General features: G+C 39.8%; 14 protein-coding genes. 10 read left to right on the top strand and 4 right to left on the bottom strand.

Annotated elements, in window-relative coordinates; all coding sequences use genetic code 11:
- Window positions 1-43 precede the first annotated feature (43 nt).
- Together pgmB and J1G40_RS02400 are read right to left on the bottom strand one after the other, a co-directional pair.
- Window positions 44-706, bottom strand: coding sequence for a beta-phosphoglucomutase (pgmB, locus tag J1G40_RS02405; protein WP_265240681.1), 663 nt, complete (start codon window positions 704-706; stop codon window positions 44-46).
- A gap of 116 nt (window positions 707-822) precedes the next feature.
- Window positions 823-1,848, bottom strand: coding sequence for a LacI family DNA-binding transcriptional regulator (locus J1G40_RS02400; RefSeq protein ID WP_265240680.1), 1,026 nt, complete (start codon window positions 1,846-1,848; stop codon window positions 823-825).
- A 356-nt stretch (window positions 1,849-2,204) separates the two neighbouring features.
- Here J1G40_RS02400 and J1G40_RS02395 point away from each other — a divergent pair, with 356 nt between their 5' ends.
- The 4 genes from J1G40_RS02395 to xylA all read left to right on the top strand — a co-directional run bounded on the left by J1G40_RS02395 (window position 2,205) and on the right by xylA (window position 10,056).
- Complete coding sequence (locus J1G40_RS02395; protein WP_265240679.1) at window positions 2,205-5,342, top strand: SusC/RagA family TonB-linked outer membrane protein; 3,138 nt, start codon at window positions 2,205-2,207, stop codon at window positions 5,340-5,342.
- A gap of 20 nt (window positions 5,343-5,362) precedes the next feature.
- On the top strand, window positions 5,363-6,970 hold the full coding sequence (locus J1G40_RS02390; RefSeq protein WP_265240678.1) for a RagB/SusD family nutrient uptake outer membrane protein: 1,608 nt from the start codon (window positions 5,363-5,365) through the stop codon (window positions 6,968-6,970).
- A 206-nt stretch (window positions 6,971-7,176) separates the two neighbouring features.
- Entirely contained in the window at window positions 7,177-8,658 is a 1,482-nt protein-coding gene (locus J1G40_RS02385) for a xylulokinase (RefSeq protein ID WP_265240677.1), read from the top strand.
- 72 nt (window positions 8,659-8,730) lie between these two features.
- A complete protein-coding gene (gene xylA / locus J1G40_RS02380; RefSeq protein WP_265240676.1) occupies window positions 8,731-10,056 on the top strand; it encodes a xylose isomerase in 1,326 nt (441 codons plus the stop codon).
- Between the two features lie 47 nt (window positions 10,057-10,103).
- Here xylA and J1G40_RS02375 read toward each other — a convergent pair whose 3' ends face one another.
- On the bottom strand, window positions 10,104-11,756 hold the full coding sequence (locus J1G40_RS02375; protein WP_265240675.1) for a solute:sodium symporter family transporter: 1,653 nt from the start codon (window positions 11,754-11,756) through the stop codon (window positions 10,104-10,106).
- 330 nt (window positions 11,757-12,086) lie between these two features.
- Here J1G40_RS02375 and J1G40_RS02370 point away from each other — a divergent pair, with 330 nt between their 5' ends.
- The 5 genes from J1G40_RS02370 to J1G40_RS02350 are packed head-to-tail and all read left to right on the top strand — an operon-like array spanning window position 12,087 to window position 21,789.
- Window positions 12,087-15,443: a VCBS repeat-containing protein gene (locus J1G40_RS02370; RefSeq protein ID WP_265240830.1), complete on the top strand. Its 3,357-nt coding sequence runs from the start codon at window positions 12,087-12,089 to the stop codon at window positions 15,441-15,443.
- The gene (locus J1G40_RS02365; RefSeq protein WP_265240674.1) at window positions 15,436-18,696 is read left to right on the top strand and encodes a VCBS repeat-containing protein; all 3,261 of its coding nucleotides are present in this window, start codon (window positions 15,436-15,438) and stop codon (window positions 18,694-18,696) included. The genes J1G40_RS02370 and J1G40_RS02365 overlap by 8 nt, the downstream gene beginning before the upstream one ends.
- Window positions 18,693-20,039 (top strand): vanadium-dependent haloperoxidase, encoded by a 1,347-nt coding sequence (locus J1G40_RS02360; RefSeq protein WP_265240673.1) that lies wholly within the window; start codon window positions 18,693-18,695, stop codon window positions 20,037-20,039. The genes J1G40_RS02365 and J1G40_RS02360 overlap by 4 nt, the downstream gene beginning before the upstream one ends.
- Window positions 20,040-20,042: 3 nt before the next feature.
- Entirely contained in the window at window positions 20,043-20,945 is a 903-nt protein-coding gene (locus tag J1G40_RS02355; RefSeq protein WP_265240672.1) for an AraC family transcriptional regulator, read from the top strand.
- Window positions 20,938-21,789 carry a hypothetical protein gene (locus tag J1G40_RS02350; RefSeq protein WP_265240671.1) on the top strand — a complete coding sequence of 284 codons (852 nt, stop codon included), beginning with the start codon at window positions 20,938-20,940 and terminating at the stop codon, window positions 21,787-21,789. The genes J1G40_RS02355 and J1G40_RS02350 overlap by 8 nt, the downstream gene beginning before the upstream one ends.
- Window positions 21,790-21,791: 2 nt before the next feature.
- On the opposite strand, the gene J1G40_RS02345 is transcribed toward J1G40_RS02350, so the two are convergent.
- A complete protein-coding gene (locus tag J1G40_RS02345) occupies window positions 21,792-25,472 on the bottom strand; it encodes a BamA/TamA family outer membrane protein (RefSeq protein ID WP_265240670.1) in 3,681 nt (1,226 codons plus the stop codon).
- Between the two features lie 46 nt (window positions 25,473-25,518).
- Between J1G40_RS02345 and J1G40_RS02340 the strand changes: the two genes are divergently transcribed.
- Window positions 25,519-26,703, top strand: a complete 1,185-nt coding sequence (locus J1G40_RS02340) for a Pycsar system effector family protein (RefSeq protein ID WP_265240669.1) — start codon at window positions 25,519-25,521, stop codon at window positions 26,701-26,703.
- Window positions 26,704-26,710: the final 7 nt, after the last annotated feature.

Genomic DNA, 26,710 nt, shown 5'->3' with positions numbered 1-26,710 from the left:
TATTGATAAATGTAATGATAGTGACCAAAATTACTACCGCTTACTAATTTTCTAAATTAATCAGTTCATTTAGAAAATCATTGTCGATCTCTGTAAAATCTCTGAAGTTAAAATTGGCCTCTGCCAATATTTCCGGGTCACCAATACCAATACTTATCATTCCTGCAGTGTTGGCCGCCTGTATTCCTGCCAAAGCATCCTCAAATACAATACAATGCTTAGGATCAACTCCCAGATCTTTTGCTGCAATTAGAAATACTTCTGGGTCTGGTTTTGCCTTTGTTACCGCATTTCCATCAACAATCGATGTAAAATAAGGTTTAAGTTTTACCTTTTCAAGTATAGGTGCGGCATTTTTGCTTGCTGATCCCAGAGCCATAGGTATATTTCTTTCTATTAAATACTTTAATACTTTAGGAACGTCGGGAAGGATCTCAGATTCATCCATTTTACCAATATAGGTCAGATACTCTTCATTCTTTTCCTTTAACCACGATTCAAATTGTTCCGGCTCAACTTCAATATTCCCCATTTCTAAAAGAATTTCCAGACATCTCTGACGGCTTACTCCCTTAAATTGTTCATTATCTTCTTCGGTAAATTCAATACCCAGTTCATCTGCAAGTTTCTTCCAGGCTAAATAATGGTATCCTGCGGTATCCACAATTACCCCGTCTAAATCAAAAATAAAACCTGTGTTTTTCATGTTACTTATATCAATCTATGAGTAAAAATAAAGGTGTAAAAATAAGAGGATAAAATTAAACTGCTAATCAATTTTAGGAATCTGCCAATATGAATACTAAAAGTGTTCAATTGCCATTAGTTAATAGTAGATTCTCTTTCAACCAGAGTAGCCTCCAGAATTTCTGTTTTGAAGGTTTCTTCCTCCTCATCTACTTCACTCTCTATTTTATCTATTAGCAATTGGGCGGCAACTTCACCCATTTTTTCACCATGCTGTGCCACGGCGGTTAGTCTTGGAGTAGAATATTTTGACAAAATCCCATCGGTAAAACCAATAAAAGAAATGTCTTCCGGTATGCTATACCCATTCTTTTTTGCATGTCTCATACATTTGATTGCGAAAATTTCGTTTACGCACAGCACAGCATCTATTTCTCTTGATGCAAAGAATTCAGCACTTTGCTGCTCTTCTTCATATTGATATGGCAACCTTAACACCAGGTTCTCATCTACCGCTATTTGATGTTCCCTTAAGGCCCTGAAGTAGCCCTGGGAGCGTTTTTCACTAACATTAAAATAACTTTCGGTGGTTATCAATGCTATTTTTCTTCGGCCATCCTTAATTAGTTTTACGACAGCCTGATAAGCAGCTTCCTCATCATTAATTATAACCTTATCACAATTAATTTCATCCGTGATTCTGTCAAAAAGCACAAGAGGTATGCCTTGTTCAGTAACTTCTTTCAAGTGATTAAAATCGTTCTTTAACTGCGTTTCTGCAGACAAAGCCATTATAAAACCGTCTATACTCCCATTGGCAAGCATTTCCATATTTATCACCTCCTTATCAAAAGACTCATCGGAAATGCAGGCGATAACATTGTAGCCTCTCATGTTGGCATACTTTTCAACCCCCCTGAAAACCGTGGTAAAAAAATGATGAATAATGTCTGGGATAATTAATCCGATATTTTTAGTGCGCTTGTTCTTTAAACTAATGGCAATATTGTTCGGCTTGTAGTTATATAATTTTGCAAAAGCCTGAATTTTTTCCTTAGTATCTCTACTAATTTCCTCACTATTTTTCAACGCCTTGGACACCGTAGAAATAGAGACCTCCAGCTCCCTTGCAATATGCTTCAGTGTGATTTTCCTTTTCACTTCTACTATAGTAAATTATTTGTTAAGTGAAATTAAGTAATAAAAAAGTAAAATTTGGTTTTTTGTTTTAATTAACAATACCAAAAACAGCTTAATTTCATGCGTACTAATTAAAAATCAGTATGTATAGAATTAAAAAAACACTATCTTTGTTCCTGTTTTACCAAAATAATCACCTCAAAATTAAGGATTGCATAATTTTAGGTACACTATATTATGAGGTCTACATATCTAAAAGTTATTAACACGAAAACGGTTTCGTTATACCTTATTATATAATGTATAGGGTTTTAACATTTTTTTTACATATGTTTATCCTTGGAATTAAAATTAACTAAACTTTAAATTAACTATTTATGAAGATTACGCTACTAAGAAGCTTTATACTAGTGGGAGCATTGCTTTGCTTTTCAATGGTAGAGGCGCAAGACGTATCAGGTACTGTTTCGGACTCCAATGGTCCCCTGCCCGGTGCCAGTGTTGTTGTAAAAGGCACCACTAACGGTACACAAACCGACTTCGATGGTAACTATAGCCTGAGTAATGTAGACAGCAATGCTACATTGGTTTTTAGTTATATTGGTTTTGCCACTCAGGAAGTTGCAGTAAATGGGCAGAGCACTATAAATGTGACCTTACAGGAAGATGCACAGGCATTGGATGAAGTAGTGATCATTGGATATGGTACTACTACCGTAAAGGACGCCACCGGTGCCGTGACGGCTGTAACCGCTGAGGATTTTAACGGCGGGGTAATTGCTTCTCCTGAACAATTGATTCAGGGTAAGACCGCAGGTGTGAATATTTCACAATCTAGTGGTGAACCTGGAGCAGGTATCTCGATTAACATACGGGGTTCTAACTCTGTACGTGCCAACAACAATCCTTTATTTGTGGTAGACGGGGTGCCATTATCAGGAGAAAATACATCGCCATCAGGTGATGCTGGTAACGGAGGTGCTAACGCTGTGAGAAACCCATTAAACTTCTTGAATCCTGCCGATATTGAAAGTATCAGTGTTCTTAAGGACGCTTCTGCTACGGCAATTTACGGTTCTCGTGGAGCAAATGGGGTTGTTATTATCACCACTAAAAGCGGTAAAGCTGCTTCTGGAGGGGTAATAGAATTCTCTAGCAGCTTGAGTATTTCTACACCAGCCGATAGCTATGATCTGCTAAATGCAGATGAATTTGTTCCTGCTGTTTTCCAGTTTAACCCAAATGCAGATTTGGCAACTACAGATTTCGGCTTCGATACCAACTGGCAAGATTTTATTACCAGAACAGCGGTTTCTACCAACAACAACATTTCGTATGCTAATAACTATGGCAAAGGGAATGTGAGAGCAACCTTTGGGTATAGCAAGCAGTTTGGTGTAATTGAAAAAACCGATTTGGAAAGAATTACCGGAAGAATTAACGCAAGACACAGATTCTTAGATGACAAATTAACATTAAGCTTGTCAGCTACTTTTTCAAGGGTAAATGATGAAACTGCTCCGCTCGCCGGAGGTGCAGGATTTAGAGGTGACATTTTAGGTGCCTCCTATTCCGCTAACCCAACATGGCCAGCTAGTCCTAGCTTTTCAAATTTAGGTGGTCTTATAAACCCAGCTAACCAATTAGCCAATACACAGATCAGAACCAATACAGACAGGGTCTTACTTAACGGTTCTGCAGAATATAGCTTTACTTCTGAATTAAAAGGTAAAGTGAATATAGGTTATGACAAATCTGATAGCCAGAACGTTTCAGTAATTTCCGGTAATGTTTTAAATCTAACTGGAATAGCCGGACAAGGTTTTGGAGTATACAATACCTTAGAAAGAGAGAATACATTATTGGAAGCCACCTTAAACTGGAAGAAAGATTATGATAATTCTTCAGTGGATGTACTTGTTGGTTACTCGTTCCAGGATTTTCAAACTATGGGTAGAAATGCTGCCGGTAGAGGATTTGGAACTACAGATCTGAACCAAATGGGAAATGATCTGAGAGAAACCGTAAACGGTGCTGCAAATACAATTAGCGGTTCTTACCAACAATACTATTATGGTTCTAACACTACAGGTCTTTTAATAAACAGACTTTTACCAAATGTTGTTGCACAGGAGGAAATTGCTTTTGGATTCAATAGAAATGTTCAGGGTATGACTGCTGATACATTTGACAATACGGATGAATTGCAATCTTTCTTTGGAAGGATAAACTTCACATATGCAGGCAAGTATCTATTTACGGGGACATTAAGAGCTGACGGTTCTTCCAGGTTTGGTCCGGAAAACCAATACGGTTATTTCCCATCTGGTGCTTTTGCATGGCAAATTGGAGAAGAAGATTTTATAGGAGAATCAGTTTCTACTTTAAAACTTAGATTGAGTGCAGGTGTTACTGGTAACCAGGATGGTCTTGGTTATGGAAACTTTGTAGCAAGACAGCGATTTGGAGGACTCGTTATAGAAAACGATTCTTTTGTTGTTAATCCTAACGGTCTGGCAATTGTTGCAACAGATGTTCCTGATTTGAAGTGGGAACCTACTTTAAACCTTAATGTTGGTTTAGACTTTGGTTTCAACAACGACCGTTTTAGCGGTAGTATAGACGTTTATAAGAACGAAACTACAGACGTACTCTTGAGAACTCCACCTGCTGCTCCTGCAGTAGATCCGTTCCAGTTTGGTAACGTTGATGCTAAAATTGTCAACCAGGGTATTGAGGTGGCATTGGCATACGATTGGATCCAACAGGAGGATGTGAGTTTTTCCAGTTCATTCAATATTGCATATAACGAAAACGAGGTGCAAGATTTTGGCGGCCTTATAGATACAGGCGCAATTAACGGTCAGGGGCTTTCAGGAGCATTCGCCCAGCGTTTTGCTGCAGGCAGATCTTTGTTCTCTTATTATATGGCAGAGTATACTGGTCTTGATTCTGCTGGCCAGCCTACTTTCGCTGACCAAAACGGAGATGGCGTTGGTGATGTGTTCCAGGACAAGGTTTTTGTCGGTGAGGATGCGCTACCAGATGTTACCGCCGGTCTTTCATTAAATCTTAATGTTAAAAACTGGGATTTTTCTGCCTATTTCACTGGGCAGTTCGGATTCTCTGTGTATAACAACACTGCGAACGGTCTCTTTACTTCTGGTTCATTGACAAACGCGCGTAACGTGACAGTAGCACTTGCAAATAGTGGTGAGGCTCCTGGTACATCTGCGGACGTTTCTACCAGGTATTTGGAAAAAGGTGATTTTGTTAGATTTCAAAACGCAACCCTCGGCTATAATTGGCCTCTAGAAGATAAGACGTTCTTTAAGAGTCTTCGTTTATCGCTCACAGGGCAGAACTTATTTCTGATCACAGATTACTCTGGTTTAGATCCTGAAATTACAACGGCCACCGGAGATTTAGGTTCTGGGGTACCAACAAGAGGTATTGACTGGGCTGCATTTCCTAATCCAAGAACGATAACCTTTGGAATAAACGCGTCATTCTAATAAAAAAAATTGTAGATATCATGAAAAGAATTCAATTTAAATTTTACATTTTAACCTTCCTAGCGGTTGTAGGCTTAGTTTCCTGTACCAATTTGGAGATTGAAGAATCTGACTCTATTATTAGTGAAGGATTCCAGGGGTTGGCAGATCCTTCCTCTACTGTTGATGAATTGTACAACAGACTGAATGGCCAATACGGAGATCAGGGCAATAGATTTGCACTGAACGAAGTAACTACAGATGCTGCGATAGTTCCTACAAGAGGAACAGACTGGGGTGATAACGGACAGTGGTCTAGTTTACACCAACACCTATGGACTCCAGAGCACGTATTTGTAATTAATACATGGAACGATTGGAACGGAAACCAATTGATTGCCTCTCAGGTTATGGATTCAAGAAGTAGCCCAAGTGCAACTAATATTGGTGAAGCTAGCTTTATCAGAGCCTTGAGTATGTGGGTTATCCTTGACAATTACGGACAGGTTCCTTTCAGGGATGTTACGCTTCCATCTGCTACTTTACCTGAAGTACTATCAGGAGAAGCCGCAGTTAGCTTTATTATATCCGATATAGATACTGCTATTTCTAATCTTCCTGCAGTTACTGCGGGTAGTGGTGCTGCCAATGGCAGAGCCAGCAAGGCAGCTGCCAGGTACCTAAAAGCTAAAGTACTCCTTAACAAGCACATCTACACAGGTGGAAGTGCAGACGCAGGAGATATGGCCTCTGTGATTTCACTTGTTGATGAAATTGCTTCAGAAGGATATGCATTGCAGGCAGGATATTTTGATTTGTTCAGGGATTCTCCTGACAATGAATCTATCTGGACTTTAGCCTCCGGTGTAGGTAACCGTATCTTTAACGGATTGCATTATAATTCAACCTCTCAAGGTGGTGGTGGCTGGAATGGCTTTGCTACCCTGGCAGAATACTATGATCTTTTTGAAGGAGATCCCAACTCTAACAGAGTTGCTTTGGATGAAACTGCTTTGGATGGTCAGGAGGAACGAAGAGGTGGTGTACCTCCCGGTGGATTACCATTTACCGGTCGTCCTGGAACTGAAAATGAAGATGGATTTGAGTCCGGTTCTCAGGTAGGTAACGGATTCCTTGCAGGACAACAGTATGCCCTTGATGGCACTCCACTTACAGATAGAGCTGGTGCTCCATTGACCTTTAAAAGAGATTTCCTTGATGGCGGCGGTGCTCCTAATATCATCAATAATGATGAAACTACAGGTATCCGTGTAATGAAGTACAATCCTAGATATGGTGCTTTCCTTGGTCATGAGATCTTTTTTAGATATTCTGATGCCCATTTAATGAAAGCAGAAGCTATGATGCGTAGTGGTGGAGATCCTACTGCTATGGTAAATGAGCTAAGAGTAATTAGAGGAGCTACACCATTAGGAACTGTATCATCTCAAGATCTATTGGATGAAAGAGGTAGAGAACTATTTGCTGAATCATGGAGAAGAAACGACTTAATTCGTTTCGGACAATTCACCAGAGATTGGATCTTTAAGGCTCCAGGTTCTGTGAACAACGATACGTATAAGTTATTCCCAATTCCTGCAAGTCAGTTATTGGCGAACCCAGCTTTAACTCAAAACCCGGGTTACTAAAAATAGATTAATTTAAGTGTTTAAAAACCCTGATGTTAGCTAGCATCAGGGTTTTTTTATGTGCTATTACCCCGTCTCAATATGAACACCCATTAATGGGTCTGTAAATAAGCTTCTTTAACGCTTCATTAAAATTTGCACCACAGGTATTTGTCCTATACACCTAAAAGCAATATCTTGAAGCCTCTTAAATTCATTATCTCTCTATGTATTTCATTGGTTATGATATTGGAAGTTCTTCCATTAAGGCAGCACTTGTAAATGCTTCAACTGGCAAAAATGTAGCTGTAGTAACCGAACCCAAAAAAGAAATGGGGATGTTTGCAGCCAAAAACGGTTGGGCAGAACAACATCCGGAAGACTGGTGGCAACATGTTTGTACGGCCACAAAATCGCTCATTCAAGACACGAATATATCCCAGGAAGAAATTAGAGGAATTGGAATCTCTTATCAGATGCACGGTTTGGTACTGGTAGATAAAAAAGGTATCCCAATCAGAAAATCTATTATCTGGTGCGATAGCCGGGCGGTTGCCATTGGTCAGAAAGCCTATGATGAATTAGGTAATGAAAAATGTTCCTCACATTTGTTAAACTCCCCTGCTAATTTTACGGCCTCCAAACTAAAATGGGTAAAAGAAAACGAGCCTGAAAATTTCGATAAGGTCCACAAATTTATGCTCCCGGGAGATTATATTGCCTTTAAACTAAGTAATACCATAAACACTACTATTTCGGGCCTTTCAGAAGGAATTTTCTGGGACTTTAAGGAGAACAAAATTGCTGATTGGCTATTATCGTACTACGGTCTTAACGAATCACATATCCCCGACATAACCGATACCTTTTCCGAGCAGGGAAAAGTTTCAGAAGAAGGGGCCAAAGCATCAGGACTTGCTATAGGTACCCCAATATTATACCGTGCAGGTGATCAACCCAATAATGCACTATCACTCAATATTTTCAACCCGGGAGAGGTGGCGGCTACAGGAGGAACCTCAGGAGTGGTTTATGCTGTAACAGATAACCTTTCTGTAAAGGAAAGTGCCAGAGTAAATAATTTTGCACATGTTAATTACAAATTGTCATCAGCTAGAATCGGAAAATTATTATGCATCAACGGGGCAGGGATACAATACAGGTGGCTGCTAAACAATCTGGATGTTTCTGGTTATGATGAAATGAATGAACTGGCCGCATCCATACCGATAGGATCAGATGGTGTTACCTTGCTTCCTTTTGGGAATGGGGCCGAACGCATGCTAAACAACAGGGAACTAGGCACCCAAATTTCACATCTAAATTTAAATAACCACACCAAAGCACATCTTTGCAGGGCCGCTTTGGAAGGTATTGCCTTCTCCTTTGTATATGGGATGGAGATAATGACTTCTGATGGGATCAGGCCAACCGTTATGAGGGCTGGTAATGACAATTTATTCAGGTCCGAAATTTTCTCAAATACAATTGCTTCCTTGATTGGGCAGGAAATAGAAATATATAATACCACAGGTGCTGTCGGAGCAGCAAGGGCCTGCCAATTGCACAAAGGGGATTTTGAATCTTTCGGGAAACAGCTTATCAACAATGAATATGTTATGAGCTACAAACCTGATTCTAATATTAAAGCATATACTATAGCCTATGAAAATTGGAAAAGAGATCTGGAGTTAACCCTGCAGAATTAATTAGGTTAAACAGCGCAGTCGGGAGACATTTTTTAAAATATAGAAAACAAGCAAACAATTAATAGATAAATCATGGCACTTATTGGAAACAAAGAATATTACAAAGGAATAGGGGAAATAAAATTTGAAGGTAAGGATTCTGATAATCCACTGGCATTTAAATATTATAACCCAGAACAGATCGTCGCTGGTAAAACCATGCGAGACCACTTTAAATTTGCCATTGCGTATTGGCATACCTTCTGTGGTCAGGGTGCAGATCCTTTTGGGCCCGGAACTCAGAATTTTCCATGGGACCAGCCTAGTGATGCAATGGATGCAGCAAGAGAAAAAGCAGATGCAGCATTTGAATTCATAACCAAAATGGGGTTCGACTATTTCTGTTTCCACGACTTCGACCTCGTAAGGGAAGCAGATACGTTTTCAGCATCTGAAAAAAGACTTTCTGGAATTGTAGATTACATAAAGGAAAAACAGGCTGCCTCCGGTGTAAAACTGCTATGGGGCACTGCCAACTGTTTCTCCAATCCAAGATATATGAACGGCGCAGCTACCAACCCAGATTTTAATGTTCTAGCCCGTGCAGGGGGCCAGATTAAACTGGCTCTGGACGCTACCATAGCACTTAACGGAGAGAATTATGTATTCTGGGGTGGAAGAGAAGGTTATATGTCTTTATTGAATACAGATGTAAAACGAGAATTAGATCATATGGGCCGGTTTCTTGGAATGGCCAGAGACTATGCCCGTAACCAGGGTTTTACCGGCAATTTCTTTATTGAACCAAAACCTATGGAACCAATGAAACACCAGTACGACTTCGACAGCGCTACCGTTATTGGGTTCTTACATCAATATGGGCTACAGGACGATTTTAAATTGAATATTGAAGTAAATCATGCAACGCTTGCCAGCCATACCATGCAACACGAATTAGAGATCGCAGCAGCTCAAGGAATGCTTGGAAGTATAGATGCCAATAGGGGTGATTACCAGAACGGATGGGATACAGATCAGTTCCCAAATAATATAACCGAAGTTACTGAAGCCATGTTAGTGTTTTTAAAAGCAGGCGGACTCCAAGGTGGCGGTGTTAATTTTGATGCTAAAATCAGGAGAAATTCTACAGACATGGAAGATGTTTTCCATGCTCATATAGGAGGGGCAGATACCTTTGCAAGAGCACTAATAACTGCTGACAAAATTATCAGCTCATCAGCATACGATGCCCTCCGTAAGAAAAGATATAGTTCGTTCGACTCTGGCAAAGGAAGTGATTTTGAAAATGGGAATCTCAATTTTACTGATCTCTATGAGATCGCCAAAGAAAATGGTGAATTGACACTTCAGAGTGGTAAACAAGAATTATTCGAGAATATTATCAATCAATACATCTAAAAATAAAAACCCCGCCTTGATATGCCTTTATCATGCGGGGTTTAATCTTATTTGGCAAAATAGATGTAAATACTTACCACAATTACGCAAATTGCAATACCTGCGTGTTTTACATACTTGAAAGGTGTAATATCTACCTGCTCTGTATATTGTAATTCGAAGGCCTCTTTACGAGGATATATCCTGCCTATTATCAGCATTATGGCAGAATTTGTTATAAATAGAATGGCCATTACATGTAAATAATGCGGGTAAGCATCAGCCTCTACCAAAGCAAGTTCAGCGGCATCCGAGATCCCTGCTGCTTTTGCCTCTTCCAGCGCGCTGGCTATAAATTTTGGTTGTAACCAGAACTGACTGATAATATAAAGTAACGACCCGGAGATTATTCCAACCTTGGCCGCAATAGCCGGCACCTTCTTAGTCAGGTACCCGACAACTATGATGGTCAGGATCGGGATACTGTAAATTCCGTTTATCTCCTGTAAATAGTTGAACAAACTTCCTGCATTGGCAATCATTGGAGCTATAAACATAGCCGCCAGCGCAAGGCAGACGCCAAATATTTTACCGTACTTCACTACTGTCTTCTCCGGGGCCTCCTGGTTGATGTGCTGCTTGTATATATCTATCCCAAAAAGGGTCACAGAGCTGTTCAGGACACTATTAAAAGAACTCAGTATCGCTCCAAATAGCACTGCCGCAAAGAAACCAACCAGATAATTTGGCAATACCGCTCTTACTAACTCCGGGTAAGCCAGATCACTAGAAGCCAATCCACCATCGAAGTAGTAATACGCTATCATGCCAGGTAATACCAAAATTAACGGACCCAATATTTTAAGGAAAGAAGCAAGTAACAACCCTTTCTGACCTTCTGCCAGATTCTTTGCAGCTAATGCTCTTTGTATAATTTGCTGATTGGTTCCCCAGTAAAATAGTTGTACCAGCATCATCCCGGTAAAAATTGTAGAAAATGGCACTTCCTGCCCGGCTTCTCCAGTAGAATCGAACCGTTCCGGATGGGCAGACATTAATGTGTCTATTCCTGTAAAAACACTGCCATCTCCAATTGCCATAAGACCAAAAACCGGAATCAGAATTCCTCCTATCATTAGGCCAATTGCATTGATACTATCGGAGACTGCTACAGCCTTAAGGCCACCGAATACGGCATAGATAGAGCCAATAATCCCTATTCCCCAAATACAAAGGACCAAAGCTGTTTTATCCGAAACATTCAAAAGTTCAGGAACATTGAACATTCCACTAATTGCCACTGAGCCCGAATACAGTATTACCGGAAGTAACACCACAACATACCCTGTTAAAAAGAGCCCTGAGGTGATCGTTTTAGTAGATACATCAAAACGCTCGGCAAGAAACTGGGGTACAGTAGTTAAACCTCCTTTAAGATACCTGGGCAGCAAAAAAATAGCAGCTACCACCATGGCCATAGCGGCCAGGGTCTCCCAGGCCATAACAGATAAACCATCTTTGTAGGCACTGCCATTTAACCCAACTATCTGTTCTGTAGAAAGATTCGTCAATAACAGGGAACCAGCAATTACGCCTGCTGTCAAACTCCGTCCTCCGAGAAAATACCCGTCAGAAGAAGTTTCATCTGTTGTTCGAGTAGCAAAATAAGAAATTACGGCCACCATCAGGGTGAAGCCCACAAAAGAGATGATCCCTATCATTATAGTCTGTTTGGTTTGATTATACCCCTAAATATATTGGTTTATTTGCGAATTTGACCGTCTAATACCAAATAATAACAAAATGTTGCTGAAGTCTGTTTTACAACGACTAAGTCCCAGTCTGATTTAAGAAATATTAACGGCCAACATCTTCACTGTTCCTCAAAGTTTATCTATCTTGCGACGCGGTCTTGGCCCTCCTACTTTACTGGGCTAATATTTGCAAAAAACAGCAATAAATCCTTGAATATCAATAGAAATTAAGGATTACATATTGTGAAGAAATCTAAATTATCTGATCTTTTTAATCAAAACGAACGAGAGAGAAAAATGGCGATTTACAGATTGAAAATAACAGTACTTTCACTTTTCATTGTACTGTTCCTATCATGTACCAAGGATAAGGAAGCAAATCAAAAGAAAGAGAACAACTCAGCAACCCTTTTTGCACTATTATCTCCCGACCAAACCGGGATAGATTTTGTAAATAGCGTAGAGAACCAGAAGAATTTCAACATTTTTAAGTACAGGAATTTCTACAATGGGGGTGGTGTAGCAATTGGAGATATAAATAATGATGGCCTTGCAGATATCTACTTTACGGGCAATATGGTGGCCAATAAACTTTATTTGAATAAAGGCGACTTTAAATTTGAAGATATATCGGCTTCAGCCGGTATTGAAGGGAATAAGCCCTGGTCTACAGGTGTTAATATGGTAGATATTAATCAGGATGGACTTTTAGACATTTACGTCAGCAATGCCGGGAACATGGAAGGCAATAACCATGACAATGACCTGTATATCAATAATGGGGATCTTACTTTCACAGAAAAAGCAGCGGAATATAATCTGGCAAAAACCGGGTTCACAACACATGCCACTTTCTTCGATTACGATAAAGACGGGGATCTTGATGCTTATATTTTAAACAATAGTAATATTCCGGTGAGCAGTCTGGGCTATGCCGAACAAAGGCATGTAAGAGCACAAGACTGGAAAGGCGTACCAGATATATTCAAAGGAGTCGGGGATATGTTATTGAGAAATGACGATGGCAAATTTGTAGATGTAAGTGAAGAAGCAGGGATTTACGGAAGCTTAATAGGATTTGGCCTTGGAGTGGTGGTTACTGATATCAATAAGGATCTCTATCCGGACATCTATGTATCCAATGATTTCTATGAAAGAGATTATTTATATATCAATAATCAGGACGGGACTTTTAGAGAAGAAATTAAAAAATGGACCTCCCACCTATCGCTCTCAGCCATGGGTATAGATATGGCCGATATTAACAACGATGGTAATGCCGAGATTTTTATTACAGATATGCTTCCTGAAAAAGACCAGCGCGTAAAGGCCGTAATGGAATTTGAGGGTTATGACGTATTTAAACTAAAACAGAGCAAGGATTTTTATCAGCAATACATTCAAAATACTTTACAGCTCAACAACGGTAATGGATCATTTTCAGAAATTGCTTATTACAGTGGCGTAGATGCTACAGATTGGAGTTGGGCAGGGCTTCTTTTTGATATGGATAATGACGGCCTGAGAGACATTTACGTAACTAACGGTATTAATCATGATCTCACAGATCTGGATTTTGTCGATTTCTTTGCTAATGAGATTATCCAGAACATGGCATTAACGGGAAGGAAGGAATCCATAGATTCTATTATCAATAAAATGCCTATAAAACCTCAACCCAATTTCGCGTTTAAAAACAATGGCGATATCACATTTGATAACGCCAACAAGGAATGGGGATTCGAATTGCCAAGTATGTCTAACGGTGCAGCTTATGGTGATTTGGATAATGACGGAGATTTAGATGTGGTTGTAAATAACGTCAATATGGACGCTTTTATTTATAAAAATAATACCTCTGAGCGACTGGACAGGAATTATATAAAACTAAAATTTGAAGGTGCTGAGAAGAACAAATTCGCAATTGGCACTACCGCTATGCTGTATTATGACGATAGGGTGGTAATGCAGGAATTAGTCCCTTTCAGAGGCTTTCAATCCTCGATGGACTATATTATGACCATTGGTTTGGGGGAGTACCAAAAAGTAGACTCCATTCGGATAATCTGGCCTGATGATCGCACACAAAAATTAACAGATGTAGCAGTAAATCAACTCCTGGAGTTCAAAATATCAGATGCTACAGATAAATATGTGGCTCAAAACGAAAGCCATGGAAAAACTCTTTTTAAAGAAATTAGCTCCCAACGGTTAATTGCACATCAGGAGAATAGTTACAACGATTTTGACAATGAAGGTCTTATCAACAAATTACTTTCTCAGGAAGGCCCATCGCTTGCAATCGGGGATATAGATGGTGACGGGGATGACGATGTATTCCTTGGTGGTGCGAAAGGCAAAAGCGGGGTGGTCTATAGGCATTCCGGAAAAGGAGCGTTAAGACCTCTTGTTCAACGGGCGTTGGAAGCAGATGCAATTTACGAAGATACTGCAGCTGCCTTTTTTGACGCGGACGGTGATGGCGACATAGATCTTATGGTTGGTTCCGGGGGTAATGAAAGGGGAAGCCACCAGAGTTACAGGGCCCGACTGTATTTTAATGACGGGAAGGGTAATTTTAGTGCCTCTACCGAGAGTATTCCTTCAGCTTTTAAGAATATTGCAAGCATTTCTGCCCACGATTTTGATGATGATGGAGATGTAGATGTTTTCATAGGTTCCAGAAGTGTTGTAGGTACTTATGGGCTAGATCCCAACCATTTATTTTTGGAAAATCAGGGTGATGGTACCTTTTTAGACGCAACCGAAAGATTGGCCTATGATCTTAAAGATGCGGGCATGGTTACAAAATCTTTATGGGCAGATATGGATGGTGACACTAAAAAAGATTTGGTAACCATCTCTGAATGGGGTACTCCTAAAATCTTTAAAAATTCTGGTAGACGCCTATCCCATTCAATTACAGAACTGGATAGTCTGCACGGATGGTGGAATGCTATAGAAGCAGCAGATCTGGACAAAGACGGTGATATGGATCTTATTCTGGGTAACGAAGGAAATAATTTGCATTACAGGCCCACAGAAGCTGGCCCTATGAAAATATGGGTAAACGATTTTGACAACAACGGTTCAATTGAACAAATAGTCACTATTGGGGAAAATGGGAAAGACTATCCAATTCATCAGAAAAGAGAACTGACAGAACAATTGGTGTCATTAAAAAAGCAAAATCTAAAGGCTTCTGAATACTCCAGGAAAAGCATTGATGAATTGTTTCCTCCAGAAATATTTGAGAATTCTATAATGAAAAAAGTGGCTATTTCTGCTTCTGTCATCGCCGTAAATGAAGGCGAGGGCAGATATACTATTAAAACTCTTCCGGGGCGGGTACAGTTATCATGTGTTTGCGGTATCTCCTGTACCGACGTTAATAACGATGGCCACCTCGATTTAATTATGGGAGGTAATAACTTTGAATTTAAACCGCAGTATTCTCGCCTGGACGCAAGTTACGGGTCTGTACTCCTGGGTGATGGCAATCTGGGGTTTAAATGGCAGGATTATAACAGCAGTGGATTTTTTGTACGAGAAGAAATTAAGCATTTAAAACCTTTCGTTGATAAGCAGGGGAATAAATATATTTTTGCAGCAATAAATGATGGCAAACCAAAGATTTTTGCACTTAATGAATAAAAAAATATTTGGAATTCTGGCCTTGCTGGTCTTTGCATCTTGCGGAAATAAGGAAGGAGAACTTTTTAGTAACCCGCCAGCTGGTGAGACCGGAATTACTTTTACCAATACACTATCTGAAACCGAGGACCTTAATATTCTGGATTACCTCTATTTCTACAATGGCGGTGGTGTGGCTGTTGGAGATATTAATGGCGACGAACTTCCGGATATCTTTTTTTCAGGGAACCAGGTAAAGAACCGCTTATATTTAAACAAAGGTAATATGGCCTTTGAAGACATTTCCGAAACAGCAGGGATACTTGGAAATAGTAGTTGGAATACCGGTGCCGTAATGGGAGATGTTAACGGCGATGGCCTATTAGACATCTATGTTTGTGCAGTTGTCGGGATAAATGGTTTTGACGGTTATAATGAACTCTATATCAACAATGGTGATAATACATTTACGGAGAAAGCCGCAGAATACGGACTAGATTTTGACACTTACAGCTCCTCTGCAGCATTTTTGGATTACGACCTGGACGGGGATCTGGATATGTATCTTTTAAATCATGCCGTACATACCCAGGAATCTTATGGGCATGCAGATATTCGTCGCAAAAGAAACTACCAGACAGGAGACAAACTCCTCAGAAATGACAATGGTAAATTCATCGATGTTAGTGAAGAGGCAGGAATCTATGGAGGTGTAAACGGTTATGGCCTAGGGGTGGCAGTGGCAGATTTTAATCAGGACGGCTACGCTGATATTTATGTTGGCAACGATTTTCACGAAGATGATTATTATTATCTGAATAATGGTGATGGGACATTCTCTGAAAGTTTGAAAGCGTATTTTGGGCATACCACAAGGTTTTCCATGGGTAATGATGTTGCAGACATTAACCATGATGGATGGCCCGATATAATTTCATTAGACATGCTCCCGGAAGATGAAAAAGTGCTTAAAACTTCAGAAGGAGATGATGATATACAAACACAGAAATTAAGAACAAAGCAATTTGGATATCATTATCAATTTCCAAGAAATATGCTTTACTTGAATCAACAGGGCAGCAGTTATACAGAAACTGCGCTACAAAGTGGTATTGCCGCAACCGACTGGAGTTGGAGCGCACTCTTTGAAGATTATGATCAGGACGGCCATCAGGATGTTTTTATCTCAAATGGTGTCCCCAAACGGCCAAACGATCTGGACTATATCAAATTTGTATCCGATGAACAAATCAGGATCAAATTAAACAATACCAAACTTGTAGATCAACAAGCGCTTGATATGATGCCTTCAGGGGCAGTATCCAATTACATTTTTAAGGGCTCCGAAACCCTGAAATTTGAAAACAAATCCGGGCAGTGGATTACCAAAGACACTCTTTTTTCGGGAGCAACGGCACTGGCAGACCTGGATCTGGATGGTGATCTGGACCTGGTTGCAAATAATAGCAATAGTACTGCAGTGGTATACGTGAATAAAACGAATTCCAAGTCGGCTTATCTAAAGCTCAAATTTAATTATACTTCACCTAACCATTTGGGTATTGGCACAAAGGTTTTTTCTTATCATCAAGGCAATCTCCAATACAAAGAATTGTACACTGTAAGAGGGTTTCAGGCCTCTTCTGAACCCATGGTTCACTTTGGGTACGGACAGGCAACAGTAGTGGATTCTCTTAGAATTGTCTGGCCCGATGGAAGGTTTCAAACCGTCAAAGACATTGCTGTAAATCAAACGCTTAAAATTAAACCGGAAAACCCACAACCTTTTAACTATGGAAGTTTACGGCCAGAAACAAAAGAAGTTTTTAAAAAGGTGGAAAACAATCTGGGCCTGACCTTCCACCATAAAGAAGATGGCTATATAGATTTCAACAGGCAGAAACTCATACCCTACCAAATTGCTGATCGCGGCCCGGCAATTGCGATAGGAGACCTGAATAATGACAACAAGCCCGATGTGTTCTTTGGAGGATCCAAATTTATCCCTTCCAAACTATTTGTACAGTCCGATTCGCTTTATATAGAGAAAGAAATAACAGCTTTTGTTAATGATTCTATCAAAGAAGATATTGCCGCAGTAATTGCAGATTTTGACAAGGATGGTAAAAATGACCTCTTTGTTGGCAGCGGAGGGGGAGATTTTTACAATGAGATGGAGCCACTTCTAGATAGTTATTTTACCCAAAATGATAGTGCCTTTAGCGCCTCCTCTACTCCTCGCAATTTTGAAAACACTTCCGTGGTTAAGCCATGTGATATTGACCAGGATGGAGATCTGGATCTCTTTATAGGTAACCAGGCCATTAGCAACGATTTTGGAAAAATCCCCAGTTCCTATCTCCTTAGAAATGACGATGGAATATTATCGGATGTTAAGCTTGCGGAACTGCAGCAGGCAGGCATGATTACGGATGCCATTTGGGACGATATTGATAACGATGGGCAAAAAGATCTTATAGTGATTGGGGAATGGATGTCTCCCAGATTCTTTAAAAACACCGCTGGGGAACTAGAGGAAATTACCCCCTTGACAGGCAAAATAAATGGTTTATGGCAATGCATTGCCCCATTTGATATAGACCATGACGGAGATATAGATTATGTTTTGGGGAATTGGGGCACCAATAGTAAATTCAACGCTTCGGTAAAATTCCCATTAAAAATGTACTATTCAGATTTTGATGAAAACGGGAATACCGAAACAATTATTGCCATTGCCAAGAATGGAGAATATTATCCTGCAGAAAGTTTTGACGGCCTGGCTTCTCAGATCGTCAGCCTTAGAAAAAAATTTACATCATACAACCAATTTGCAGGAAAAACCCTGGATCAAATTTTTGAAAAAAAGGCGTTGAAAACAGCCGATGTTTTAACGGTGGATGAATTGCGTTCCGGATATCTTGAAAATAATAACGGGGAGTATACTTTTATCCCATTCCAAAATGAAATGCAAGTTGCACCTATTATGGCACTTCTAGTTTACGATTTTGATGGCGACAATGCTACTGAAGTCCTGGCAGCGGGCAACTATTTTGGGGTAAAACCATTTCACGGGAGATTTGATTCCTTTAGCGGCGCTATGATTAACGGCAAAAATGACGTAATTTTGGGGTCTAAACTAGGGTTAGACTTTGCTCACAAATCAGCCAGGAGCTTAGATGTAATTACACTTAACAACCAACCATATGTATTAGCGACCTTCAACAATGAAAAGGTCCAGGTCTACCAATTAATAAATAAAACTGGAGAATGATGAAGAAAATAATTGTACTGGTATTAGTAGCTGTGTTATCGGCTTGTACCAAAAACTCAGAACCCATAGAGGTTGCACCAAGTGAACTACACAATAGTATCGATAAAGTTGTGGAGATTATGATCCATGACATATTTTCACCCCCTGTGGCTAGCCGGATATTTGCCTATCCCAATGTCGCCGCCTATGAGATCATTGCACTGCAAAATGAGCAATATAATTCTCTTGTCGGGCAGGTACGCGATTTAACAGCCATCCCAGAACCTGATTCGACCAAAGCAGTTAATTATCAGCTGGCGGCCCTTATTGCACATATAGATCTAAGTAGAAAATTAATATTTTCTGAGGAGAAGTTAACCCCCTTGAGGGATAGTCTTTATACCAGCTGGGAGGCTATGAATAAGATAGAATTTGAAGCGTCTAAAGAATATGGCCTGCTGGTATCGGATCATATTGGAAGCTGGATGAACGAAGATAACTATAACCAGACCAGGACCATGCCCAAATTTACCGTGGAGATTGAAGACGTTTCCAGATGGCAGCCTACCCCCCCTGCCTACATGGAAGGGATAGAACCACATTGGAATAAAATCAGACCTTTTGTAATAAAATCTGCTGATCAGTTTAAACCAGAACCTCCTCCGCCATTTAGCATGGAAAAAGGCAGTGAATTCTACAATGAGGTAAAAGAGGTTTATGATATCAGCAACGAAATAACAGAGAAAGGCGACGAATCCGAAGAGGTTGCAATTGCCCGCTTTTGGGATTGTAATCCTTACGTTTCTGTAACTCGTGGCCATTTAATGTTTGCCACAAAAAAAATTACTCCAGGGGCACATTGGATTGGAATAGTAAAAATTGCTGCAAAGCAAACGGAAAGTAACTTTGATGATACCGTATTTGCTTATACCAAAACCTCTATGGCTATTGCAGATGCTTTTATAAGTTGCTGGGACGAAAAATACAGAAGTAACTTAATTAGGCCGGAAACGCTTATTAACAAGCACTTTGACGATAGCTGGCAGCCGGTTTTACAAACTCCTCCGTTTCCCGAATATACAAGTGGGCACAGTGTAGTGTCTGGTGCAGCAGCAACGGCATTAACTGATATTTTTGGTGAGAATTTTGCCTTCGCTGATGATACCGAACTGGCATATGGGCTGCCGATAAGAAGTTTTGCTTCATTCAACCAGGCCGCCGACGAGGCAGCGATAAGCAGGATGTATGGTGGAATTCATTATCGAAAAGCCGTAGATATAGGTGTTAAACAAGGTCGTGATCTTGGAAAATTCTTTATAGAGAATTTGAACATGAAAAATGAAGAAAAGCTGGCAGTAAATTAATTTATGAAGAAATTCATTGTTGCAATTGGGATCCTTTTACTAGGTGGCCTGATATGGTATCTCTTTCTTAAGTCTTATGATTATAAGGTGACCTTTAAGGCCAAAGCCAATGTGGGTGCAGTAAATCAGACCATCAAAACCTGGAATATTACCCTGGACGATGGTAAAATTGAATCAACAGAAGGTATTGATGCCTTAAATCAGACATTAGGATTTGCCGATTCTACCCATATCTACCATTGGAAACTCTCCGTACTGAATGATAGCCTTACCAAAATCCAGGTCTATGCCAAAGACAAGGACCATAGCTTTATGAACAAACTCAAAATTCCCTTTAAGGATACGGATTTTGAAAAGCGCACACGAAAAACATTGTTAGATTTTCATTCAAAATTAAAGGAACACATTGGTAAAATTAGAATTACCATGGCCGGGAAAGATGTTTTTGGCCCCACCTATTGTGCATATGTAGAAGTGAGCACGACCCAATTTGGTAAAGCACAGGGAATGATGAACAATTTTCCGTTGCTAAGTAACTTTCTTGTCAATAACAAAGTAAAATTGAATGGCCTCCCTTTTATAGAAGTAACTTCCTGGGATAAAGTGACAGACAGTTTGAAATACAATTTTTGCTATCCGATAATCGCATCAGACAGCTTGCCTGAACACCCTTTATTAAAGTATAAAGAGCTAAAGGCTAAACCCGCTTTGAAAGCGATTTATAATGGAAATTATATAACTTCTGACCGCGCCTGGTATGCCTTACTTAATCAGGCCGAAAAGACCAAACAAGAAGTTACAGGGCTTCCGATAGAAGTTTTCCATAACAACCCAAATATGGGAGGTGATGAATTACTTTGGAAAGCTGAAGTGTATTTACCTCTAAAAGAAGATTCTGATGAATAGAATACTTCCTCTTATTATTTTCATGGTGTTGGTGAGCTGTTCCAATTATGGCCAATTGACCTTTATAACCAAACTCCCTAAAAAACTAGATGAGAATTCCGGAATAGTTGCCCTGGAAGACAACAAAATCTGGGTAATTGAAGACAATGGAAATACGGATGAACTGTTTGAAGTAGATTTTGAAGGTCATCTTATAAAGAAATTTAAGGTAACTAATGCAAAAAACAAGGATTGGGAAGACCTGGCCAAAGATGACAAAGGCAATGTTTATATTGCCGATATCGGTAATAATGGCAATACCAGGAAACAATTGGTGATTTATAAAGTACCTGATCCCACAAAAGAAAAAGGAGATAAAATTGCTGCTAGAAAGATTTATTTTTCTTATCCTGGGCAAAAGAAATTTCCTCCCAAGTCCAAAGACTTTAAATACGATGCGGAAGCCCTCTTCTACAAAGACGATAATCTCTATCTGATTACAAAAAATAAGTCCAGACCTTTTAAAGGCGACGCCCAGATCTACAAAATACCTGCGCAGCCCGGGGAGCATAAAGCCCGGCTTTTGGGATCTATTACCCTTTGTGAAAATGCTGCCAAATGTATAGTCACCTCAGCCACTATCTCTTCGGACAACCAAAAAGTTGTTCTTTTAGGGTATGGAATGTTGTGGATTATAACAGACTTTAAGGATGATGATTTTACAAATGGTAAAATTACAAGTATAGACCTGGGTACTTCTACCCAACTAGAATCTGTTTGTTTTAAGAACGACAGTACCTTGCTACTTTCTGATGAGCGACGCCATGGCAAGGGTAGAAATTTGTATTCTTTTAAGATCAAATAGTATCAGAAACCAAAGCCAAGACCAAAGGTAAACCTAAGGCCGTCATCACTATTAAACAGAGCCATATTTGCCGAGATAATATCCGCTCCGTTAACGAAAAAGCCTCCTCCGACAGAAGTATGCCATATATTGGAATCATCTTCAGGTAGCCAAACCCGACCGTAATCAAATCCTCCATACAGACCAATCCCCACAGGCAACAACCCAGTTTTAAAATCGGTAATACTAAGCCTTAAGTCTGTATTCTGATAGAAGGCTTTTTTGCCGGCAAAACGCTGATTTCTAAACCCTCTAAGGCCATTTGTCCCCCCAATACTGGCTGCCTGATAAAACTCAAAATCATCTCCGATATTGAAATGGGCTTTCAATTTGGTGGCAACTACCCATCTCCCATTAGACGCTAATTTATAAGCCATAGAGAGGCTTGGGATTATATAGGAAAAACTTTGATCACTATTATCAAGGTTGGTGGTATATCCCGCATGTAGAGAAGTTGCCATCCCCATAGTCGGGAATGCCGCATTATCCACATTACTATAAGTGTACTGCCCGTCTACCCCAAAAAAATCATTGTTGGTTTCCGCCCCATTGGCCTGATAAAATGTATTGATAAATCTATCCTCAGTTTCTTCCACTTCAATGGTCTCATAAGACATGCCCAGCCTGAATTTAGAACCGAGATCACCCCTCCACACCAAGGATGGAGCCAGCCGCAGTGTCTGAATTTTTACCCTATTATAGTCCAGGTCAAGATCGTCATCCAGGTTGACTGTTTCGTTCCCGAAACCAAAGAAATTTATACTGAAGTTAGGGCTGGTAAATTTGGCGTCCAATTCCAGATTGGCCTTCCCAAGAACCTGAGCAAACTCTCCCTTATACCCTAAATCAAAACCACTTGTCGCAAAATAGAAGGCGGCATTAAGTGTATGCTGTTGGGTAAAAGGATTTTGTTTAAAGCCGTTGAACGTATAGATATTGGTAAGCCCAATTTTAAATCCATCATCCGGGTTAGAACCAATAGTAGGGATAATTTGGTTGAAACTACTTTTTAGTTTGCTAAATAAATAGGTGTTGGTATTATAGTCATTTGTCTTGTGAATCCGGGCTTTGGCTGCTTCTTCAAAATTATTATTCTTGTTTCTATGTTCATAAATCTGAATTCCACTTCTGGTAGCAATCTTATAGGTATCGTTATTCTGGCCTCCAATAAGTCGCACCTTTATTGCAGTTTTTCCACTAGATTCAAAGACATCATCATCATCCAGGCCATAAATCCAAATCTCCTTGGTTATGTTCTTGTCATACGTTTTCTTAAAAAATATTTCTGCCTTCTCACCTCCCTTGATTCGCTGTCCTATTACCTCGGTCTGCTCTGGAGAGAGGCCTTTTATTGTAAAATAGTCGTCCTTATCTGTTCCAATTACCACCCCATATTTGTTAATGACCCTGTAATACTCTTTAGCCGTTGCCATAAGATGGTGTTTTCGTGCCAATAGAATTTTTTTGATCTTCACCACTGTCTCGTCATGAACTTCCTTTGGAAATGCTTTAAAAGCGTCGTCTATAACCTCTTCAGTTATATTTTCCTGAATGAATCTGGCTTGCTCTTCCCAGAGTTCCAAATGTGTTTCAGGGAGTATGGCCATGTCCAGCACATAGGTTTTCGGAGAGGAATTAAACCCTCGGACACTTCTTATTTCCTCTGTAAAACCTTCCATTAATCTCAATCCAGGAACAATTCTGGTTGCCAGATTCATAAGGGCACCATCTCCCATTATTGAGAAAGCCTGGTCCCTATCCCTTGGTATGGGCTTATATATTACTTTTCCGCTATCCTCGTCCTTAAATTCTGCCCAGCGCCACTGATCTACATGTCTGTCCCAATCCCCAATCATCATATCAAATAATCTGGCCCTTATATAAGCGGCCTTATCAACCTGGTATTTTTCATCTTCTCTAAGATTCTTTATAAGATCATCCGTACTTTCTATCGCCTTTGTATATCCAAAACTTTCAATATCGTGGCCTTCGGAGGTATGTTCTTCAATCATATAGAGTTCATCCCCAAAATCTTTGTTGTATTCTTCAAGAGCAGGCTGTTTAGGAATATAGTACAACACCGGATTGGTATGAAATATGTCCACTGCATCAGATAACTTTCCAATAGTAAATGGAGCATACGGGTGCGATCCTGTATAGAAATCGCTTAAAAGATCTTCTGTATAAGTGTCTTCAAAATCTCCCACAATATATTGGTCCTGAAATGCCATAGCCTGAAGGTACAGCTCCGCACTTTTTTTCAAGGCACGCATTACATACTGTCTCCCACTTTTGTGTTCTAAGCGGAGCGATTTAGACTGATGTCCACCCCCTTTTCTCACAGGTCGCAAACCGCCAAACAAAGTATCTAAACGAACTGTTGGAGCGGTCACCTCCCTACTGTATAATTCTCTGTAACGCTCTCCCCATATACTCTTAAAAAAGTTCGTTTTATCTGTCTCTTCCTTAGTATACACCGATGCCTTTACTTCGGGAGGAAAATCTCTTGTTTGCATAGTCGTCTTTACTTCCCTGTAAGGAGGCAGTACCTCTGAAGTAAATAAGAACTTTCCCCCTGATGTTTCAGATGTCCCAAAATACCGGACTCTTGAAGCACCATCTTTATAAACTTCCAGGGTAGCATATCCCATCTGACCTGTTGCAAATTTGCTTCCATTTAATAAGCGTGCCGCTCCTTTTTTAGCTCCAGAACCACTTACAATCTGAGGGGTATTGTCCTCAACGATATATTGCAGGGTATGCTCATGGCCGGAAGCTAAAATTACTCTATCGGAGTATTGTGCAAGTGTAACCAATCTCTTCTTTAAATCTCGGTACCTTTTGTTTTGAAGGTCCTCAGGTGAGGCCCCGGTGGTGCGCCTCAACATATTTATGAAAGTGCCCAGCACAGGGATTGGACTAAGACTCTTTTTAAAAGAAAATTGCCCCCCGTGTGAGCCATAGGTAAACATGGGATGATGCAATGCTATTAAGGTGGTTTTGTCCCTGTTTTTCTTTATCAGACTTTCAATTTCTTCAAAAAACTTTGTTCTGCTCTTTATCTCACAATCATCGTTTATATTGGGGTGCTTATCCCAATCTGCCAGGTACCATTTAGTATCTATTGCAATGACCACAATTTTATCAGATATTTTGATGTCCTCGATAGGACAACCGTTTTCAGGGTAAAAGACTTTCTTACTTTGCAATTGTTCTTCAATGTATTTCTGCTGCCGTTTTAACCCTTTTAGACCGTCGTTATACCAATCGTGATTCCCAGGGATAAAAAAGGCATTTCCGTTAAAATCCTCAAGAACACTGATTTGAGCATCCAGGTTATGTTTGGCCGCCATATACCCCTCATCGCTTTTCTTAGGTAAACCGGCAGGATAGATATTGTCTCCCAAGAAAATTGCGGTGCTGTTTTGATCTGCCTTGGATAGCTGTGATTTAAAATTTTTAAGTGCTGGATTTAATCCTCCTTCGGGTGATAGTCCGGCATCTCCTATAAGATAAAAAGTGTGTGCAACTTCTTGAGGTGAAATTATATCTTTATCAGATCCTTGTTCACTATATTGTGCTTTGTAGCTAGCACAACCACTTGCTAGTAAAACTATTAAGATAAGTACGTAATGTTTTGTCATGCTCAACGTCAAAATTTTGTAATTTGCCAGGTGTAAACATAATCATATGTCGGAATTAATAGCAAAAACTGAACAATTTGTTACAGAATTATTGTCTAAGGAGTTAGACCCAAAATTCCTTTATCACAATTTACGGCATACCCAACGTGTAGTTAAAAGTAGTGAAGAATTATTGAACTCTCATGATCTGAATGAAGAAGAACGCGAGATCTTACTTTTGGCGACATGGCTTCATGACACGGGCTATACTAAGGGTTCTGAAAATCATGAAGAAAATAGCTGTTTAATAGCCAGGGAATTTCTTGGTAAACTGGGAGTAAAAGATGAAAAAATTGCCAAGGTAGAGTCGTGCATTCTTGCTACCAAAAGATTTTATGAACCTACCTCATTACTGCAAAAAATTATACGTGATGCGGATGCCTCACACTTGTCACGAGACAGCTATCTGGAAACTGCAGAATTTTTACGTGAAGAGCTTGCTCTATTAGGTATTGCGGAATATTCCCAAAAATCATGGAGGGATGAAAATGTAAAAATGTTCCGTTCTGAGCATAGTTATTATACAGACTACGCCAAAGAAAACTGGCAGGCCGGAAAAGACAAAAATCTAAAAAGGATAATTAAAGAGAAAAAAACGGAAAAAGAAATTGCCAAAAAAGAACAGTTAAAGGCAAAATACAAAAATGAAAGTCCGGATAGGGGAATTCAGACTTTGTTCCGCGTAACGCTTAAAAATCATATCACTTTAAGTGACATCGCCGATACCAAGGCTAATATTCTACTCTCTGTGAATGCCATTATTATCTCTGTGGCACTTTCAAATCTGATACCCAAGTTAGATAACCCTTCTAATGCTTATCTCATCTACCCTACTACTATTTTTATAATATTTAGCGTGGTATCTATGATTTTGGCGGTATTGGCTACCAGGCCAAATATTACCAGTGGACAATTTACCAAAGAGGATGTCACCAATAAAAAGGTGAATCTTCTATTCTTTGGCAACTTCCACAAGATGAAGTTAGATGAATATGAATGGGCCATTAAAGAATTGGTAAAAGACAAAGAATATATCTATTCTTCGCTCACCAAAGATCTTTATTTCCTGGGATTGGTATTAAACAGGAAATATAATATCCTGAGATGGACATACACCATTTTCATGATAGGGATTATTATTTCGGTACTCGCCTTTGGTCTTGCCTTCTGGCAATTAGGGCCAGACAGATAGCCTTAAA

The sequence above is a fragment of the Muriicola sp. Z0-33 genome, assembly GCF_026126425.1.
Classification (GTDB): Bacteria; Bacteroidota; Bacteroidia; order Flavobacteriales; family Flavobacteriaceae; genus JAFMPW01.
The sequence above is the reverse complement of the archived record's forward strand: the minus strand, read 5'-3'. Positions and strand labels throughout refer to the sequence as shown.

What these genes read in the sequence shown, in the direction of transcription:
- pgmB (WP_265240681.1), bottom strand. Translation starts at nt 706, where the DNA reads ATGAAAAACACAGGTTTTATTTTTGATTTAGACGGGGTAATTGTGGAT.
- J1G40_RS02395 (WP_265240679.1), top strand. Translation starts at nt 2,205, where the DNA reads ATGAAGATTACGCTACTAAGAAGCTTTATACTAGTGGGAGCATTGCTT.
- J1G40_RS02390 (WP_265240678.1), top strand. Translation starts at nt 5,363, where the DNA reads ATGAAAAGAATTCAATTTAAATTTTACATTTTAACCTTCCTAGCGGTT.
- J1G40_RS02385 (WP_265240677.1), top strand. Translation starts at nt 7,177, where the DNA reads ATGTATTTCATTGGTTATGATATTGGAAGTTCTTCCATTAAGGCAGCA.
- xylA (WP_265240676.1), top strand. Translation starts at nt 8,731, where the DNA reads ATGGCACTTATTGGAAACAAAGAATATTACAAAGGAATAGGGGAAATA.
- J1G40_RS02375 (WP_265240675.1), bottom strand. Translation starts at nt 11,756, where the DNA reads ATGATAGGGATCATCTCTTTTGTGGGCTTCACCCTGATGGTGGCCGTA.
- J1G40_RS02370 (WP_265240830.1), top strand. Translation starts at nt 12,087, where the DNA reads ATGGCGATTTACAGATTGAAAATAACAGTACTTTCACTTTTCATTGTA.
- J1G40_RS02365 (WP_265240674.1), top strand. Translation starts at nt 15,436, where the DNA reads ATGAATAAAAAAATATTTGGAATTCTGGCCTTGCTGGTCTTTGCATCT.
- J1G40_RS02360 (WP_265240673.1), top strand. Translation starts at nt 18,693, where the DNA reads ATGATGAAGAAAATAATTGTACTGGTATTAGTAGCTGTGTTATCGGCT.
- J1G40_RS02355 (WP_265240672.1), top strand. Translation starts at nt 20,043, where the DNA reads ATGAAGAAATTCATTGTTGCAATTGGGATCCTTTTACTAGGTGGCCTG.
- J1G40_RS02350 (WP_265240671.1), top strand. Translation starts at nt 20,938, where the DNA reads ATGAATAGAATACTTCCTCTTATTATTTTCATGGTGTTGGTGAGCTGT.
- J1G40_RS02345 (WP_265240670.1), bottom strand. Translation starts at nt 25,472, where the DNA reads ATGACAAAACATTACGTACTTATCTTAATAGTTTTACTAGCAAGTGGT.
- J1G40_RS02340 (WP_265240669.1), top strand. Translation starts at nt 25,519, where the DNA reads ATGTCGGAATTAATAGCAAAAACTGAACAATTTGTTACAGAATTATTG.